We start from the raw sequence: 15,097 nt of genomic DNA on the forward strand, positions 1-15,097 counted from the left end.
AACGCAATCCAGAATTACCAAAATGGGATATCCTTATTCAACCTGCTAGCGGGTAAATTCATTCCTAGAAATCTCCTTACCACTAGCATCTATGCTTCTGTTTCCACTGGTTTGGTTGACCATCGTAGTTGACCAACCACCATCAGAACGAACAACATTAATGGTCATTGTTCCTCGATTAATGGGTAGCCCATTACCGAGAGTCATCCAATTTAAAGCTGCTCCTTGTCGAACGACGGTATTGCAAGCTGCTGACGGAATTTGAGCAGAACTAGGCAAAGCAAAGCTAAAAAGCACAGAAGAAGCTAAGAAAGCCGATCCAAGAAAAAGTTTTGGCATTTAATTCACCGTTGAGATTGTAGGTCTAACTATTATTAGACTGAAATTTTCCGCCTAAGATCCCAATCTGGGTGTATAGGCAGAATGATTCGGCATAAATCACCAAATCTAGTGCTTAGGCAGATGATTTCCGCATAATACGCTGCTCCAGCTTGATAGCCCGAATCTTTCCGCATATTTTCAGATTTCTTACGAGCATGAACGCGTGTACTATTAGATACACCATATATTCGCTTCTCTCTTATCCAGCCACGCCCAAAGAAGTTGTTGGATCAAGTGCGCATGCTATCCGCCTCAGGCATTACGTTCATCGATCGCTTAAGAACGAGCCTCATACCTCACAATGTGAAAGCCCTCTTCGTCTGTTGGAGGCTGAAAATACTTCGTAATCGCATCAAACTCGACGTCACTGGTAAAGGCCGCTCCTTCTACCTTACCTTTACTTCGCTCCCGTAGTTGTCGCTTACAGACCTCATCGGAGACCTCAAGATAATGCAGCCTGTGAGGAACACCGACAGACTCAAACAGTTCCTTGAACCACTTCCGTTGGTTCAGCGTATTGCCAGGAAAGTCCAACACCACAGGCATCCCAGCTGCAAGAAGCGCTCGTATGTGGTTCGCGATCGCACCCTTGAGCCGCTGGGAGTACTTCACATACGTCGCTAGATCAACGATCTCTTCGGGATAAAGCTGCGACAGCAACTCATCTTCAACCAGCAGAACCCCGCCGACTTCCTCTGCCAGGCGCTTCGCCCGCGTGGACTTACCGGCCGCCATTTTCCCACAGAAGAAATGCAATATTGCCTCATTTCCCATACTAAAACGCCTACCAACTCAGCAAAGGACCGAACAACTGGTTAGACTGCTTCACCACAGGAGATACTGAACTTGACCTTCCAGTTCTCCCTCTTGACTGCACTTGCAGAGGAGCCGATTCAGCCACAATTGCTAATGTCATAAGCACTTCCAAGTTCACTGTCTTGATGGTAGCAAACGGACGTCTGCCTCAGAGAGTATATGAGACTGCCGCTGATGCCGCTCCGGCACGATCAAGAATTCGCGCCACCTCTGCTTGACGCCACATCGCGCTCGGTTGCTTCGCAGTTCCCCGAAACGGTAAACGATCCGATCTCCAGACGGGATCGAACGTTCAAATTGCTATGAGTGCTAAAGGATGCCGTATTTTCGTCCCACTCGCGTAAAGGTGTCTACACACTGATCGAGGTGCGATCGCTCGTGAGCAGCCGATACCTGAACCCGAATTCTCGCTTGCCCCTGCGGCACAACCGGAAAGCTAAAACCAATTACATAAATGCCTTCTTCTAACAAAGCGCGTGCCATATCCTGCGCTAGTTTTGCATCATAAAGCATGATGGGTGTGATGGGATGCACACCAGCTTTGATGTCAAAGCCACGATCGCGCATCTGTTGACGAAAATAGCGTGTGTTTTCCATCAACCGATCGCGCAACTCGCTTGACTCCGTGAGCAGATCCAGCACTTTAACGCTGGTGTAAGCAATCGCAGGGGCAAGGGTATTGGAAAACAAATAGGGACGCGATCGCTGCCGCAGCAATGCCACGATCGCCCGGTGCCCTGACGTGAAGCCACCCGACGCACCACCTAACGCTTTTCCCAACGTGCTGGTGATGATATCAACCCGTCCCATCACGCCGCAGTGTTCTGCGGTACCGCGTCCTGTGGCTCCTAAAACGCCAGTAGCATGGCTATCATCCACCATTACCAGTGCATCATTGGCGTCTGCAAGGTCACAAATCTGTTCTAGCTTAGCAATATCGCCATCCATACTAAACACGCCATCTGTTGCAATCAAGCGAATTTTGGCGGACTGTGCTTCCTGAAGACACTGTTCTAGCGCTTGCAGATCGCCGTGGGCAAAGCGATAGCGTTTGGCTTTGCACAACCGCACGCCATCAATAATACTGGCGTGGTTCAGCGCATCGCTAATGACGGCACAATTATCATCTAACAGCGTTTCGAACAAACCGCCATTGGCATCAAAACAGGATGTATAGAGAATGGTATCTTCCATCCCCAAAAAAGTCGAGATTCTGGCTTCCAGTACTTTGTGAATGGTTTGCGTGCCACAAATAAAGCGCCCCGACGCCAAGCCATACCCATACAGCGCCAATCCCGTTTGAGCGGCTGCAACCACATCAGGATGGTTTGCCAGTCCCAAATAATTGTTGGCACAGAAATTGATCACCGGATGATCGTCGCCCTGAACGGTGATTTCGGCACCTTGTGGCGTCGTTAACACACGTTCTTCTTTGGTCAAACTCCCTGCCTGAATGTCATCTAAACATGCCTGAAACAGGGGAATCGCTGTTTTCTTCATGGTGACAAGCCTCCCTTACTCCTGTGGTTTTTAGCGCCTCCAACATGTCCTCAACAATCGCTGCCAAATCATACTGGTGCTGCCATCCCCAGTCAGCGCGCGCTTTAGCATCATCAATCACAGACGGCCAGGAATCAGCGATCGCTTGTCGAAAATCGGGCGCGTAATGACAGGTGAACTGTGGCAGATGGGTCTGTATTTCAGCAACAAGTTCTGCGGCTGAAAAGCTCACAGCAGCAAGGTTGTAACTCGTGCGAATTGTGATGGCAGAGGGGTCGGCTTGCATGATGCCTAGAATGGCGCGAATGGCATCGGGCATGTACATCATTGGCAGCCGCGTTTCTGGACGCACAAAACAGGTGTATGTCTTCGCTTTCAGGGCAGCATGGAAGATTTCCACCGCAAAATCAGTCGTGCCGCCCCCTGGAAGCGCCCTGTAGCTAATAATTCCGGGTAAGCGCAGGCTGCGAACATCCACCCCAAAGCGTTGTGCATAATAGTGGCACAGCAATTCTCCCGTCACCTTCGTGATGCCATACATCGTCGAAGGATCTTCAATTGTGATTTGAGGGGTATCGAGTTTTGGGGTGTGTGGGCCAAAGACAGCGATCGAGCTGGGAAAAAACACCTGAAGCTTGAACGTTTTCGCGGCTTCCAAAACATGCCGTAACCCGTTAATGTTAACGTCCCAACAGCGATCGGGCTGTTGTTCTCCTTTCGCTGACAGCACACCCGCCAGATGATAAACAGTATCGATCTGATGGCGTTCAACGATCGCGTCTAGCGAGGGGCGTTGGGTTACATCCAGGGTTTCGTAGATGGATGAGCCAGAACCTTTTAGGGGCACTCTCCGACCGCTCTCAATGACATTGCTCACGCCATAGAGGCGACGCAGCGCCACCACTAAATCACTGCCAAGCTGTCCCCCCGATCCAGTCACTAATATTTTGTGCATATTACAGCCGCTTTCATTCACCTTCCCTACACCCGATATTCGATACCCCACACCGGTTGTGGCTGATCCAATCAACGCTGGATTTCTTCATGCCACTATCGGATGCACCGCAATTTCGTGCAGTGTGTGTAACAAACGCTGGATTTCCTCAAGGGTGTTGTAGTGAGTACAGCCAATGCGCAACATGCCGCCACTGCTCTCCAACCCCAGTCGCTGTATCAGGTTCAGCGCATAGAAGTTACCGTTCCAGGTGAAGATGCCGCGATCGCCCAATCGTTTCGCCAAATCCAAAGGTGAATATCCAGCAACCCGCATCCCCACCGTGGGGGTACGCCACGCAAAGTTTGATGGATCGGCAATCCCATAGAGGGTGACACCGGGAATCTCCAGCAGATGGGGGATCAAGTATGCAGACAGCGATCGCTCATACTCCTGAATGGTGACCATCGCGGTTGTAAGCGCAAGCCGTCGATGGCTAATCGTTGGTGTAATCTGACGACCCAACTCAGTCAAATAATCGATGGCGGCGACCACTCCAGTAATTCCTTCAAAGTTTTGGGTACCCGTTTCCCAGCGGTAGGGGCTTTCGTCGGAAGCGGGACGGGGCTTGTAAGGTCGCAGTCGGGTCAGATGCTCTCGCTTGCCATAGAGAATGCCAACATGAGGAGCAAAGAACTTATAGGCGGAACAAACGAGAAAATCACAATCCAGCGATCGCACATTGATCAACCCATGCGGCGCATAGTGAACCGCATCGACAAACGCCCATGCTCCTACCACATGAGCCAACCTCACCACCTGGGCGACATTGTTAATCGTGCCCACAGCATTAGATGCGTAGCCAACAGCCACTACTTTCGTGCGCGCTGTTAGCTGGCGCTCTAGATCTTGCAGATCCAGCGTGCAGTCAGACGGATGGATATCAACCGTCCGCACAATGACGCCACGCTCTTCCAACGCCAACCAGGGGGCGACATTGGCATCATGGTCGAGATTCGTGACGATAATTTCATCACCTGGCTGCAATTCTCGTCCGATCGAGCGACTCATCGCCAGAGTCAGCGTCGTCATGTTGGCCCCAAATACCACTTCATCGTCATCGCAACCTAAGAAATCGGCCACGGACGATCGTGCTCGTTCCACCAGCGCATCGGTGCGTGCACTCGTCGCAAACGCACCATGCAGATTGGCATTGGAGGTCACAAAGTAGTGGGCGATCGCATCAATCACTCGACTCGGTACCTGAGTACCCCCCGGTCCATCCAAAAACACGACAGGATGACCATCCATTTCTTGTTGCAAGGCAGGAAATTGAGCACGAATCCAACCCAGATCGAGGACCATAATGGAAATCTCCTATTGGGGAAGTGATTTCAAATTAAACCGCGATCGTTGCGGATAGCGGTAGGGGGCGGGTTTAGCAGCAGATAAATTGTCTGTTCTGCCATGAATCAACAGCAAAACCTGCCCCTACGATCGCTCACATCTGCGCCTCTTGTGGCGGAAACAGCCCCGGACAGGTGAGCACAAAGACGTCTCTTGTTCCTTGCTCCTCCGCGATTGCCTTCACGGGTGAGGTGTAGTGGAAATACTGGTCATCCTTAAAGACCAGAAATTCCCCAGGATTGAGCACTTTACTGAATGCCGGGCGACTGTCATCCTTGTGTTGATAGAGATGGGTTTCACCGCCACCAATTCCGTTGCGATCGACTGAAAAAATGCCAACTACATCCACACCATCACGGTGGATTCCTTCAGGCGCAGGATTTCCCATTTTTCCCCAAGCGGCGGTAGTTCGAATTTGATGGACTCCAATCTCATTAGAGGTTGAACACAATTGGCAGAACTGGAAAAACTCCCAAAGCAATCGCTGAAACCCTTCTAGCTGAATGAGTGCATCTTCTAGCTCAGCGTATTCTCGCACTACATCCCCCAATAAAGGGTTGACTTGTTTGCTTTGAAATAAGCGGCGATGGGGTAGTTTAATTAAGCGTGCGGCTTCGCTGATGCTGCGAGGATCACCCACAATTTTAAAGTGGGATAACCGCCTGAACCGATAATTGCCCTCTAAGTATGGGTCTTCTGGTAGATGGGTAAAAGACCGCTGGAGCTCGTTAACGTTAATCGCCGTTAACATTTCCAAAACATAACTCGCCAGGCAATTGGCTTCTGGCTTAACGAATTCTTCTGGTCTAGACAAATTCAACATATATTTAGCTGCCTCGCTTGAATTAATCGCAATACCCCACTGAATCGACAGTTAATACCAACTCTTTTGACCAATTCTTTTTGAATAGGCATAGAATTGCCGTAGGTTGAGCCGAATAAATCCCAACCTGCATTTCTATACAGATCCATACGAAATAGGTTCATACGAAAGGGGTATTATGCCCAAGTTGCGAACTGAAGGGAATTGAAGCCAGCCAGGTTCTAGCGGCTCCTACCCAAGGGGTAATGCATTGGGAAGCTTTACATTTTGTGGCGAAAATCTACACCCTTCATTTGTGTAGATTTAATGCAATCTTACGCGGAAAAATAACGCAGATATTGCACTTAAAGTAGAGCGCTTACTTGCATCTATCTACTACTCATTATTGTAATTAATTTTCTCGTCGGTCAAGGTGGTGATTGCTGATCTCATCCCGATCTCATGGATGAAAACCTTCCTTCAAACATTGACTCAGCTTAGTTTGCAAATCGGTTAGATGAACGCCCATCAGGTTTGGTAGAACAATGTGCGCTGCTCCGACGCGATGCTCCTCGGGCGACGCTCCGCTAACGGCAGGAGCCAGTCCAATTGTCCACATGCCAGCGGCGATAGCGGCTTCAATGCCAGCGGCGGCATCTTCAACCACTACACAATGGGAAGGGTCGAGTCCTAACTGAGCGGCGGCGTACAGAAAGAGGTCGGGGGCTGGCTTGGGACGCTCGACACTGTAGCCATCGGCGATCGCATCCACGCGATCGGCAAGTCCTAACTTTTCGATGACGGTGCGTGCGTTCTTACTGGCGGAGCCGATCGCAATTTTGATGCCCGCTTGTCTGAGTTCATCCAACAGCTCAATGACTCCTGGCAACACATCCTGGGGAGTGAGATTCTGAATGGATTCCACATAGTAGCGATTTTTACGCTCCATCATCGTCTGGAGTGCGGCTTCTGAGTAGGGCTGATCGCCGATGATATGTAGCAGCGATTCGCGCCGAGAGACCCCCCGCAGCGCTTCATTAGCCTCTCGATTGAAGGGGAGCCCTTCTTCATCCGCTAAGCGCTGCCAGGCCCGATAGTGCCATTCAGCCGTGTCTGTCAAAACGCCATCGAGGTCGAAGATAAAGCCCTGGATAGCAGGAACCTGAGAGTTGCGCGCTTGAGCCGATGAGGGCGATAGATCGAAGCTGTGCCAGGTGCCACGCCAGTGCAGTTTGAATTTGAGGCGAGTCCAGGTGAGAGGAAGGTGGGGTGTAGCAACAGGGCCACTGTCCTTGAGCTGAATGCCGCCAAAACCAAAAACCACGGCTTGCCAGACACCACCGGCTGACGCCGCATGAATACCGTCTCCTGTGTTCCCGCGAGTGTCTTCTAGATCGACCAGGGCTGCCTGCATAAATTGCGCATAGGGGTCGGCAGCACCCATGTCTGCGGCATCGATGTCTGCAGCGAGGATCGCGTGAATAGCTGGCCCCAGCGATGACCCATAGGTGATGTCTGTGCGAGGCGCGTAGTAGTGCCAGTTCGTTTGCAGCACGTCATGGCGGTAGGGGAAGGCGTGCGTGCCGCGCATGAGATAGAGCAGCATGAGCACGTCGGGTTGCTTGAGCACCTGCCGCTGATTCGTCTCGGTAATGCCGAGAACGATTTGAATGGACCGATCGCGGGGTTCGTACTGGCTTAAGTCAATATCCTTGAGCTGGAAAAACCCCTCGAACTGCTCGATCAGCCCTGTTTTGGCATCGTAAGGAATGTACATTTGTGTGATCACTGACTGCCAGCGCTGTAGTCGCTCTGAGGTGAGTTGCAGCCGTTGTGCCAGTGCCGTAGCCGTATCGGGAAAGGTCTGCTGCAACCATTCATAGATGGCAACCGCCTTTTCGAGGTGCCACTGCACCATGCGATTCGTAAAGGCATTGTTATTCACCTGCTCGTGGTATTCATCGGCTCCAATCACCCCACATAATTCATAGCGCTCCTGCTTTGGATTCCACTCCACGCGACTCATCCAGAAAAGAGCCGTATCCAGAATGATTTCGGCTCCGTAATCTCGCAGCCAGAGGTCGTCGCCTGTTGTCTGCCAGTATTGCCAGACGGCATAGGCAATATCAGCACTAATGTGAATTTCGCGATCGCGGCACCAGATACGCACGTCTTCCGCATACGGATCATTGGGCATCGACCATCGTGGTGTCACTTCATCGCCCGTTGCCGCGCTTTCCCAGGCAAACATCGCCCCTTTATAGCCACCATGTGTTGCTTTACGCCGTGCACCGTTGAGGGTGTGATAGCGGTAGGTCAGCAAATTACGGGCGATCGCGGGTTGCGTCAGGATGAAAAAGGGCAAGATAAAAATCTCTGTATCCCAAAAGATGTGCCCCCGATACCCTAACCCCGACAGTGTTTTGGCAGGAACGCTGACCCGATCGTTGTGTGGGGCAGCACCAATGAAGAGTTGAAAGAGGTTGTAGCGCACGGCTAACTGAGCAGTGGTGTTGCCTCCAATCTCGATATCACTGTACTGCCAGACGTCACACCATGCCCGCTGATGCGCATCAAGCAGCATTGCATAGGTTGGCAAGCTAGCCAATTTGTCTTGAGCTGCCTGCACGGGCCGTTCTGTCTCCTGGGAGGTGAATACCGTGACGAGCTTTTCAACGCTGACCGTCTGCCCTGCGGTCGCCAAAAAGGTGGTTGTCAAAGTGGGATAGCCCGGTGTGTTTGTCACCTGCAAAGCGGCATCCGTGCCAACAACCGTCATAGCTGCTGCCATACCGAGTTCGATGCGAGTGCTGCGCGTGCGCACCTGTAGCCAAACACCATGCTCCGTCTTACCTTGATCCAGTCGTTCCCAGTGGTCAAAGCCTTGATTTTCGGGATAGCCATTGATGCTGGACTGCACCTCAATCGTGCCATTACAGTCGATCGGCGTAATCTGGCAGCGTAGTCCTAACACCTGCTGATTGGCCAAACTGGCAAAGCGCTCAAACCGGAGATCCAACGTCTTCCCATCGGGACTACGCCAGCGCACCGATCGACTTAAGATGCCGTGATGCAGGTCTAGCTGGCGTTCGTAATGGATGATTTCACCGCGATCGAGCCGAAACCGTTCGCCATCAACAATGACTACAAAGGACAGCCAATCCGGACAATTTGCCAGTTCGGTATACACCACCGGCACATCGTCATAAACCCCATGCATTAAGGTTGCTGCCAACGCATGGGGGTAGCCCTCCTCAAAGCTGCCTCGCGTCCCTAAATAGCCGTTGCCGATCGTAAAGACGGTTTCTCTAGCATGCAGCAGATCTGGATCAAAGTGGGGTTCGATCAACGTCCAGTCTGTGTAAATTAAAGCACGAGAGCATGGAATGTTCATTGAGGTGGAAAGTGACGAATGGGAAAATGGCAGACACGCCAGCAGTGGGGCGGTAGAGGATGACGAAACAGGATGCCCCCAGCCCCTCACCGCTTCATGTGTTCTGCTAAAATCTGCTCGGCTCTAGGCTTGTACAGCAGGTGGAACAAGGCTTCCAGGTAGCATTGCAACGCATCACGGCTGTCCGCATACAGGTAGTTCCAAAAGCTATAAATCTTCGTCAGCAGCAGCAGTTGTCGGGTGTGGACGTGCCAGTTGTAGTGTTCCTGAATGCGTAGAATGGCACGATCGGACACCTCATTCCAGCAGTCTGTATGCGTTTCGCACTGTTTGAGAAAGTGGAGTATTTTCTCAGCGGTGCCATCCAAGTCAGTCGGGTTGATATGAAAGCCGTTGATGCCGTCCTGAATGATTTCTAAGGAGCCACCAAATTGAGTTGCAAAGGTGGGTAAGCCAGAAATCATCGCTTCGAGGATTGTACGTCCAAAGGCTTCAAACCGGGCAAAGTGCACAAAAAACCCGTGGCGATCGGCGATCGCTCGATAGGCTGCTCCAAGATCGCTAGTCGGCAACCGCACGCTCAACCAGCGGATGTGCCCATGCAGTCCATACTGGTCAATCAGCGCGTGCAGCTTGGCCAGTTCCCTGGCTTCATCCGTGTTCATGGCATCAGTGATCGCCAACGCATTCGTGAGCAGAATCAGATTACAGTGCGCCTGCAACGCTGGGCTGCGACCAAAGCACTCCACTAACCCGCTGAGATTCTTAATCGCGTTGATCGGCGCAACGGCAAGCAGCGGGCGTTTATCGGGTTGGTCCAGATAACCGAAAATATGTGGGTCTGCCTGTGCAAACATGAGCGCCTGAAGGCGGGCACGCCTTTCAGCCTCTTGCGCCTCAACCTGATGATAGGGGAAGAATAGTTGCTCATCGATACCGGGCGGCACACGGTTGAACTTGGGGCTAAACAAGTCAATGCCGTCAATGACATGGTAGAGATTGGGCATCGTAAAGCATTTATAAGACTCATACTGCCCGATGCTCTCCGGTGTGCCGACAATTTCTTGATAGGACGCTGTGATGATGAAATCAGCGGCATTCATGCTGATGAGATCAGCCGTAAACTGAGCCGAAAAGTGATATCGCTCCTCCAGGTCTTGCCAGTAAAGGTTGCTGAAGAGATATTTCGGTTTTTCTAGCGAATGCGCTATGTTGCACTGGATAGCGTTGAGACGACGTGCCAGCAGGGATGCAACCAGATTGCCATCACTGTAGTTACCAATGATTAAATTGGGTCTGCCACCCAGTTTTTCTAGCAGTTGCGTTTCTGCATCTACCGCAAAGTTTTCGAGATATGGCCAAATCTCAAACTTAGAAATCCAGTTCTGTGTCACGGCTGGGTTGAATGCTTGGAACGGTACGCGCAAAATCCAGGCATAGTCTGTGCCATCCACCTTTTCCCAAGGGAGTGCGCATTGGGTGCCCACACAATGAGGAATCAGGCGCGTCAGAATGATTACTTGAGGATGGATGCCGAGTAAGTCCAGTCCCGACTGCTGAATGTCAGCGCGAAGTTGGTTTTCTAGATTTCGGGCTTGCTCCAGCACATAAATAACCTGGCTGCGGGTTTCCGGTCGTCCCAAGACGCTTTCTTGCCCCACCCAGCCATGAATGGAAACGAGTACGACGCGGAATACGGCCGGAACGCGCGCCACAAAGGCTTCTAAAATGGCTGGTTCAGGATCGTCGATCAGCCGCTTCAGCAGTTCCAGGGTTTCGCGAGCGCGAGCCACAGTATTGCCCCAACCCGGTTCGAAGCCAAGCGTTTGCAGCTTGAGGTAAACGGTTTCATACAGATCATCAGCAGCAGATGCTTCCAAAAACGTGAGGGCGTGCTTGACCTGTTGCGATAGCTCAGCACCCGATTGAATGCGATCGTTGATCAAGAGCTGTATCCCGTCGTATTTCAGCACGTGCAGCGCCTTGAACAGGGCCTCTAACCAGTACTGGAACTCGGTCAGCAGTTTGTCGCATAGATAGCGGTTGAGAAAGGCCAGACCTTGACCGATCTTTCTGGGTTCATCGATGACCGGAGCCCCTTGATAGAACGGTTGAAAGTCGATGTTGAGGATATGAGTCTGGTAGCGATCGACCTGGCGATCGCGCACGTCAAGAAGCGCCTGAAGCGTCATCTGCGTTCCGCTGGAAAGGTCTGCAGTGAGCCGCCACACCTGCTGACTCGCAATCCACGGACGCACCACCAGCCAAATGCTGTCCTCCTCTAACAGCAACTCATGAGTGTAGTGCATCAGTTGACTCAACGAAGAGCTGTGATATGCATGACCAGGCGGCGGTTGATGGTGACAGTAGTCAGCAAATGATTGCAAGATCTCATTCCGCAAAAAATAGCGCTTACCGGAGGCGCTCAAAGTATCAACCAGTTGCTGTAGCGCCTTTTTCTCGTCGCTGTTTACGATAGCTTGGATCAGTTTATGCATAGGGATAGCGGTCAGAGCAACCTGAATCCGCAGGATGATGAAGTGAGGTCTACGAATCTGCAGGATAGTCAGGTGAGGTTCGCGGCGCGGTGGCTGTCAAATAATGCTTGAACCATTGGCTAGCTAAGCGCGCTACTTCTTCGAGGGCACTCGGTTCTGCAAAAAGGTGAGAGGCTCTGGAGATCAGTTCAAGCTTCTTCTCCACCCGGATGTGGCTCAAGGCATATTGATTTATCGCCACAGTTTGCTCGTCGTTGCCGTCTACAATCAGCAGCGTGGGTGCCTGGACATGAAGCAGCTGATGATGATCAATGTTTATCTGCCCGTTGTACAGCGCGATCGCGCCTAACGCTAGTGGATTTACGGTTGCGGCAAGTAGCGCTGCACCACCCGCAAGCCCATCGCCGAGATAGCCGATCCTCAGGTGACAGGTATTTGGGTTATGGATCAGCCAATCCGTCGCACTCACAAGCCGCGCCCTGAGGAGGGCAACATCAAGCCGGAACTGTTTTGTTCGCACATCAAGGACTTCTTCCTCAGACGTGATCAAGCTCAGCAGCAGCGTTGCTAAACCAGCTTGATGCAGCACATGAGCCATATATCGATTGCGAGTACTGTAAAGGCTACTGCTGCCGTCATGAGCAAACAAAATGACGCCCTCTGCAGCATCTGGCACCAGCAAAATGCCTTCTAGCTGTACAGAACCAGCAGTGATGGAAACGGATTGTTCGTCTGCATTGTCTCGCGAGGTTGTCTGCATAGACTGCATCTCCTCTCTAGTGCATATCCCTTCGTGTTGCAAAAATCTTCAAGTTCAAATGAAGGTTATATGGCATTGCTTTTAATGCTAAATACAGACCTTTCAGCTTTTACCTTTCAGCTTTTACAATACGCATGCCAATCATGCCTTCGTTCACCAGACCTCCTAAAAAACACCCACTAGAACAACGAACGTAAACAGGAAGAACAAACCTAGTGCCAGTATGATAATCGTGCCATAGGGAGCATGATTCATTCGGTCTAGATACTGATTAACTTTTTCATCTTTATTTTCTGGATGCCAAATCATTGGTTTCATTGTCTCCGCCTCCCTTAACGATGAGTGGCTAAGCGTCATTAAGCTCATACCAATTTAAATTGTGATCATGGTAATTCGTTCGTAGGGGCGTTTCGCGAAACGCCCCTATGATAGTTAATCGCCTTGAATCCCGTTTGAATTGGTATCAAATCAATCTAGAGATAGAGGGAGTGACCTCTGCTCGAAGACAAAACCCTTATCCCCTTGTTACCAGTTACAATTACGTAAATTGACCCCCTTACCCACTAGAGTAAAGGTCTGCTCACATCGGTATCAACAACCGCACAAGGTGGTTGAATATTGGGGTAACACCAATCTCGTGTAAATCTGCATAAAGCTGTAGGTTGAGTTGAGTCTAACGAAACCCAACAGAAGTGACGCTGATGTAAAACCTTTGGTATGGCTGCGCTAGGGTCACGCTGTTCAACCCAACCGACGATTCATTATTCTATGCATCTTCAAAAAAAATTGAGGCAACACAGTTTTTTAATGTGTTACAGCAACTTGCTTTCCAACTAAACGACTACCTGAGATCAGGGTGTGCTTTAGGTTCCGCAGTGTTTTTGTTTTCATCATCAAGGCATCTACCAAACCCGAAACAAACAGAAGCTCCGCGGGTGTCGTCCAGCCGGGCTGATGAATAATTTTAATCAATTCGGTTAGCTCATCATCATCAGACAACTGCTTAAGCCCCTGACTCAGCTCTTTGATGCGACCCTCAAGTTTTGTTAATTCTTTCGTGTCCATCTTCTTGCTCCTACCTCTTAAATGAGGCTAATTATAGCTCTCGCCTCTTGTCTTAAATCACCCCTCTACACATACTGCTTTGCAGCCTTTACAGCTTCAAGCTATGGCTCAACGCTGTTGGCAAGCACTGATTTTTACAGATGCTTACTTATTATTGTAAGCACTCCTTTAATAACAAGTTGCTTCGGCTTAAGTTCGATATAAATATTAAACCTCTTGCACATTAGCGTTGCTACGCTTGCAAAGGCATTTATAGTTGCTATAAAGCAGCCATTAGATTACAGCACCTAGCGGCGGCGGTTTTGAATGTTGGAAGATTCACTTGATTGAGCAAGAAACATGCTACCGGCTTGAGAGGATATTTTAAAAGCCGAGATTTGGGTAGCCTTGGCGACTGAGGTCGCAGTGACACAGACACTAGCGCAGCCATGCCCCAAGGGCTATAAACTGCCTCCGCAGGTTACGGAAACCCTTGCTTTGCCTGAGTCCGTGTAGAGGGACTTGGTTTGTGTAGTCGCGGTTTTAACCGCCGGAGACGTTTCAAACTCAAGTTGGGCACATAAACGCACGGCAGAGATAGTGAGCGACAACAGCCTCGTCGTGACCGAAAAACTCAAGATCAAAGGTATGACCAGCAAAGCCAAAAAGGGTAAGCGCAAACGCCAGAAGACTGGCTTGAACCGTTCTATCCTGGATGTCGGCTGGGGCATGATGCGCGGGATGCTGGCGTACAAAGCAGTGGAGGCAAATGGTGTTTGCCTGGAAGCTCCAACGCAGCAACTCAAGCCCTCGCGGCGCTGCCCTGAATGCTGGCAAGTCAAACCAAAGGCTCTAGCTGAACGCCTTCATGCGTGTCCCTGTGGCTGCGCAGAGGATAGAGATGTCGCGTCCGCTAGAGTTTGCCTACTTTGGGCAAGAGGGTTAGGAACTAGCCTTCTCAAAGACGCAGATCAGTTCAGCTCTACTAAAAGCCCCAAGCATACTGGAGGTTTTCGGCAACTGGCTGAAACGAAGCGTCAGAAACTCCGTAATGTAGAGAACTCTGGGTTAGAGACCCCGTCCTCCTATGATCTATCCCTTACGCACAAGTACGTAGAAGTATTACAGGGACTAGATTGGCGGCATTGAGTGGGAGAATTTTAGTTGAAGTTGTTGATCTGCCTGGATGGAGAGCATGAGGCGAGATTGGGCGAGCTAAGAAATTAAAAGTCATCCCTTCGAAGATTTTCGCGATGGACAACGCTTACGGAAAACGGTGGCAATCTTAGCTGAGCATCCTGGAGAGAGAGTGCCACAAGCGAGTGGGAGTGCGTCTGAGCGCCAGAGTATCGATCGGTTTTGGGCGAATGAGCGGGTGCAGCCGGAACAAATTTTAGCAAGTCATCGACCCAGTGTCGTGACGCGAGTCAATCAACAAGCGGTCGTCCTTGCCATTCAGGACACTACCGCTTGAGACTTCAGCGGCTTAGGAGATTTCTAGGAATGAATTTACCCGCTAGCAGGTTGAATAAGGATATCCCATTTTGGTAATTCTGGATTG

General features: G+C 50.7%; 12 protein-coding genes. 2 read left to right on the plus strand and 10 right to left on the minus strand.

Translation table 11 applies throughout. The annotated features are described in order from the left end of the window. Positions 1-45: 45 nt before the first annotated feature. The 10 genes from C7B82_RS31490 to C7B82_RS12905 all read right to left on the minus strand — a co-directional run bounded on the left by C7B82_RS31490 (position 46) and on the right by C7B82_RS12905 (position 13,557). Positions 46-339 (minus strand): hypothetical protein, encoded by a 294-nt coding sequence (locus C7B82_RS31490; RefSeq protein ID WP_146141146.1) that lies wholly within the window; start codon positions 337-339, stop codon positions 46-48. Between the two features lie 318 nt (positions 340-657). Next, positions 658-1,155: a P-loop nucleotide/nucleoside kinase family protein gene (locus C7B82_RS12865; protein ID WP_106256691.1), complete on the minus strand. Its 498-nt coding sequence runs from the start codon at positions 1,153-1,155 to the stop codon at positions 658-660. Between the two features lie 351 nt (positions 1,156-1,506). Next, the gene (gene kbl / locus C7B82_RS12870; RefSeq protein WP_106256692.1) at positions 1,507-2,697 is read right to left on the minus strand and encodes a glycine C-acetyltransferase; all 1,191 of its coding nucleotides are present in this window, start codon (positions 2,695-2,697) and stop codon (positions 1,507-1,509) included. Next, positions 2,654-3,652, minus strand: a complete 999-nt coding sequence (locus tag C7B82_RS12875) for an NAD-dependent epimerase/dehydratase family protein (protein ID WP_106256693.1) — start codon at positions 3,650-3,652, stop codon at positions 2,654-2,656. The genes kbl and C7B82_RS12875 overlap by 44 nt, the downstream gene beginning before the upstream one ends. 87 nt (positions 3,653-3,739) lie before the next feature. Further along, a complete protein-coding gene (locus C7B82_RS12880) occupies positions 3,740-4,996 on the minus strand; it encodes a cysteine desulfurase-like protein (RefSeq protein WP_106256694.1) in 1,257 nt (418 codons plus the stop codon). A gap of 136 nt (positions 4,997-5,132) precedes the next feature. Further along, complete coding sequence (locus C7B82_RS12885; protein ID WP_106256695.1) at positions 5,133-5,861, minus strand: 2OG-Fe dioxygenase family protein; 729 nt, start codon at positions 5,859-5,861, stop codon at positions 5,133-5,135. A 439-nt stretch (positions 5,862-6,300) separates the two neighbouring features. Then, a complete protein-coding gene (pgmB, locus tag C7B82_RS12890) occupies positions 6,301-9,234 on the minus strand; it encodes a beta-phosphoglucomutase (protein ID WP_106256696.1) in 2,934 nt (977 codons plus the stop codon). 86 nt (positions 9,235-9,320) lie between these two features. After that, positions 9,321-11,732, minus strand: a complete 2,412-nt coding sequence (locus C7B82_RS12895; protein WP_106256697.1) for a sucrose synthase — start codon at positions 11,730-11,732, stop codon at positions 9,321-9,323. A gap of 49 nt (positions 11,733-11,781) precedes the next feature. Further along, the gene (locus tag C7B82_RS12900; RefSeq protein WP_106256701.1) at positions 11,782-12,492 is read right to left on the minus strand and encodes a dienelactone hydrolase family protein; all 711 of its coding nucleotides are present in this window, start codon (positions 12,490-12,492) and stop codon (positions 11,782-11,784) included. An 804-nt stretch (positions 12,493-13,296) separates the two neighbouring features. Next, a complete protein-coding gene (locus tag C7B82_RS12905) occupies positions 13,297-13,557 on the minus strand; it encodes a hypothetical protein (protein ID WP_106256698.1) in 261 nt (86 codons plus the stop codon). 600 nt (positions 13,558-14,157) lie between these two features. On the opposite strand from C7B82_RS12905, the gene C7B82_RS12910 reads away from it, so the two are divergent. Both C7B82_RS12910 and C7B82_RS12915 read left to right on the plus strand, forming a co-directional pair. Next, on the plus strand, positions 14,158-14,685 hold the full coding sequence (locus C7B82_RS12910; RefSeq protein WP_219904331.1) for a zinc ribbon domain-containing protein: 528 nt from the start codon (positions 14,158-14,160) through the stop codon (positions 14,683-14,685). 73 nt (positions 14,686-14,758) lie between these two features. Continuing rightward, positions 14,759-15,010: a transposase DNA-binding-containing protein gene (locus C7B82_RS12915; RefSeq protein WP_106256700.1), complete on the plus strand. Its 252-nt coding sequence runs from the start codon at positions 14,759-14,761 to the stop codon at positions 15,008-15,010. The last annotated feature ends 87 nt before the right edge of the window (positions 15,011-15,097 follow it).

This window comes from Stenomitos frigidus ULC18 (assembly GCF_003003795.1).
Lineage (GTDB): Bacteria > Cyanobacteriota > Cyanobacteriia > Leptolyngbyales > Leptolyngbyaceae > Stenomitos > Stenomitos frigidus_A.

Coding starts and splice junctions, on each gene's coding strand:
- C7B82_RS31490 (WP_146141146.1), bottom strand. CDS start 339: ATGCCAAAACTTTTTCTTGGATCGGCTTTCTTAGCTTCTTCTGTGCTT.
- C7B82_RS12865 (WP_106256691.1), bottom strand. CDS start 1,155: ATGGGAAATGAGGCAATATTGCATTTCTTCTGTGGGAAAATGGCGGCC.
- kbl (WP_106256692.1), bottom strand. CDS start 2,697: ATGAAGAAAACAGCGATTCCCCTGTTTCAGGCATGTTTAGATGACATT.
- C7B82_RS12875 (WP_106256693.1), bottom strand. CDS start 3,652: ATGCACAAAATATTAGTGACTGGATCGGGGGGACAGCTTGGCAGTGAT.
- C7B82_RS12880 (WP_106256694.1), bottom strand. CDS start 4,996: ATGGTCCTCGATCTGGGTTGGATTCGTGCTCAATTTCCTGCCTTGCAA.
- C7B82_RS12885 (WP_106256695.1), bottom strand. CDS start 5,861: ATGTTGAATTTGTCTAGACCAGAAGAATTCGTTAAGCCAGAAGCCAAT.
- pgmB (WP_106256696.1), bottom strand. CDS start 9,234: ATGAACATTCCATGCTCTCGTGCTTTAATTTACACAGACTGGACGTTG.
- C7B82_RS12895 (WP_106256697.1), bottom strand. CDS start 11,732: ATGCATAAACTGATCCAAGCTATCGTAAACAGCGACGAGAAAAAGGCG.
- C7B82_RS12900 (WP_106256701.1), bottom strand. CDS start 12,492: ATGCAGACAACCTCGCGAGACAATGCAGACGAACAATCCGTTTCCATC.
- C7B82_RS12905 (WP_106256698.1), bottom strand. CDS start 13,557: ATGGACACGAAAGAATTAACAAAACTTGAGGGTCGCATCAAAGAGCTG.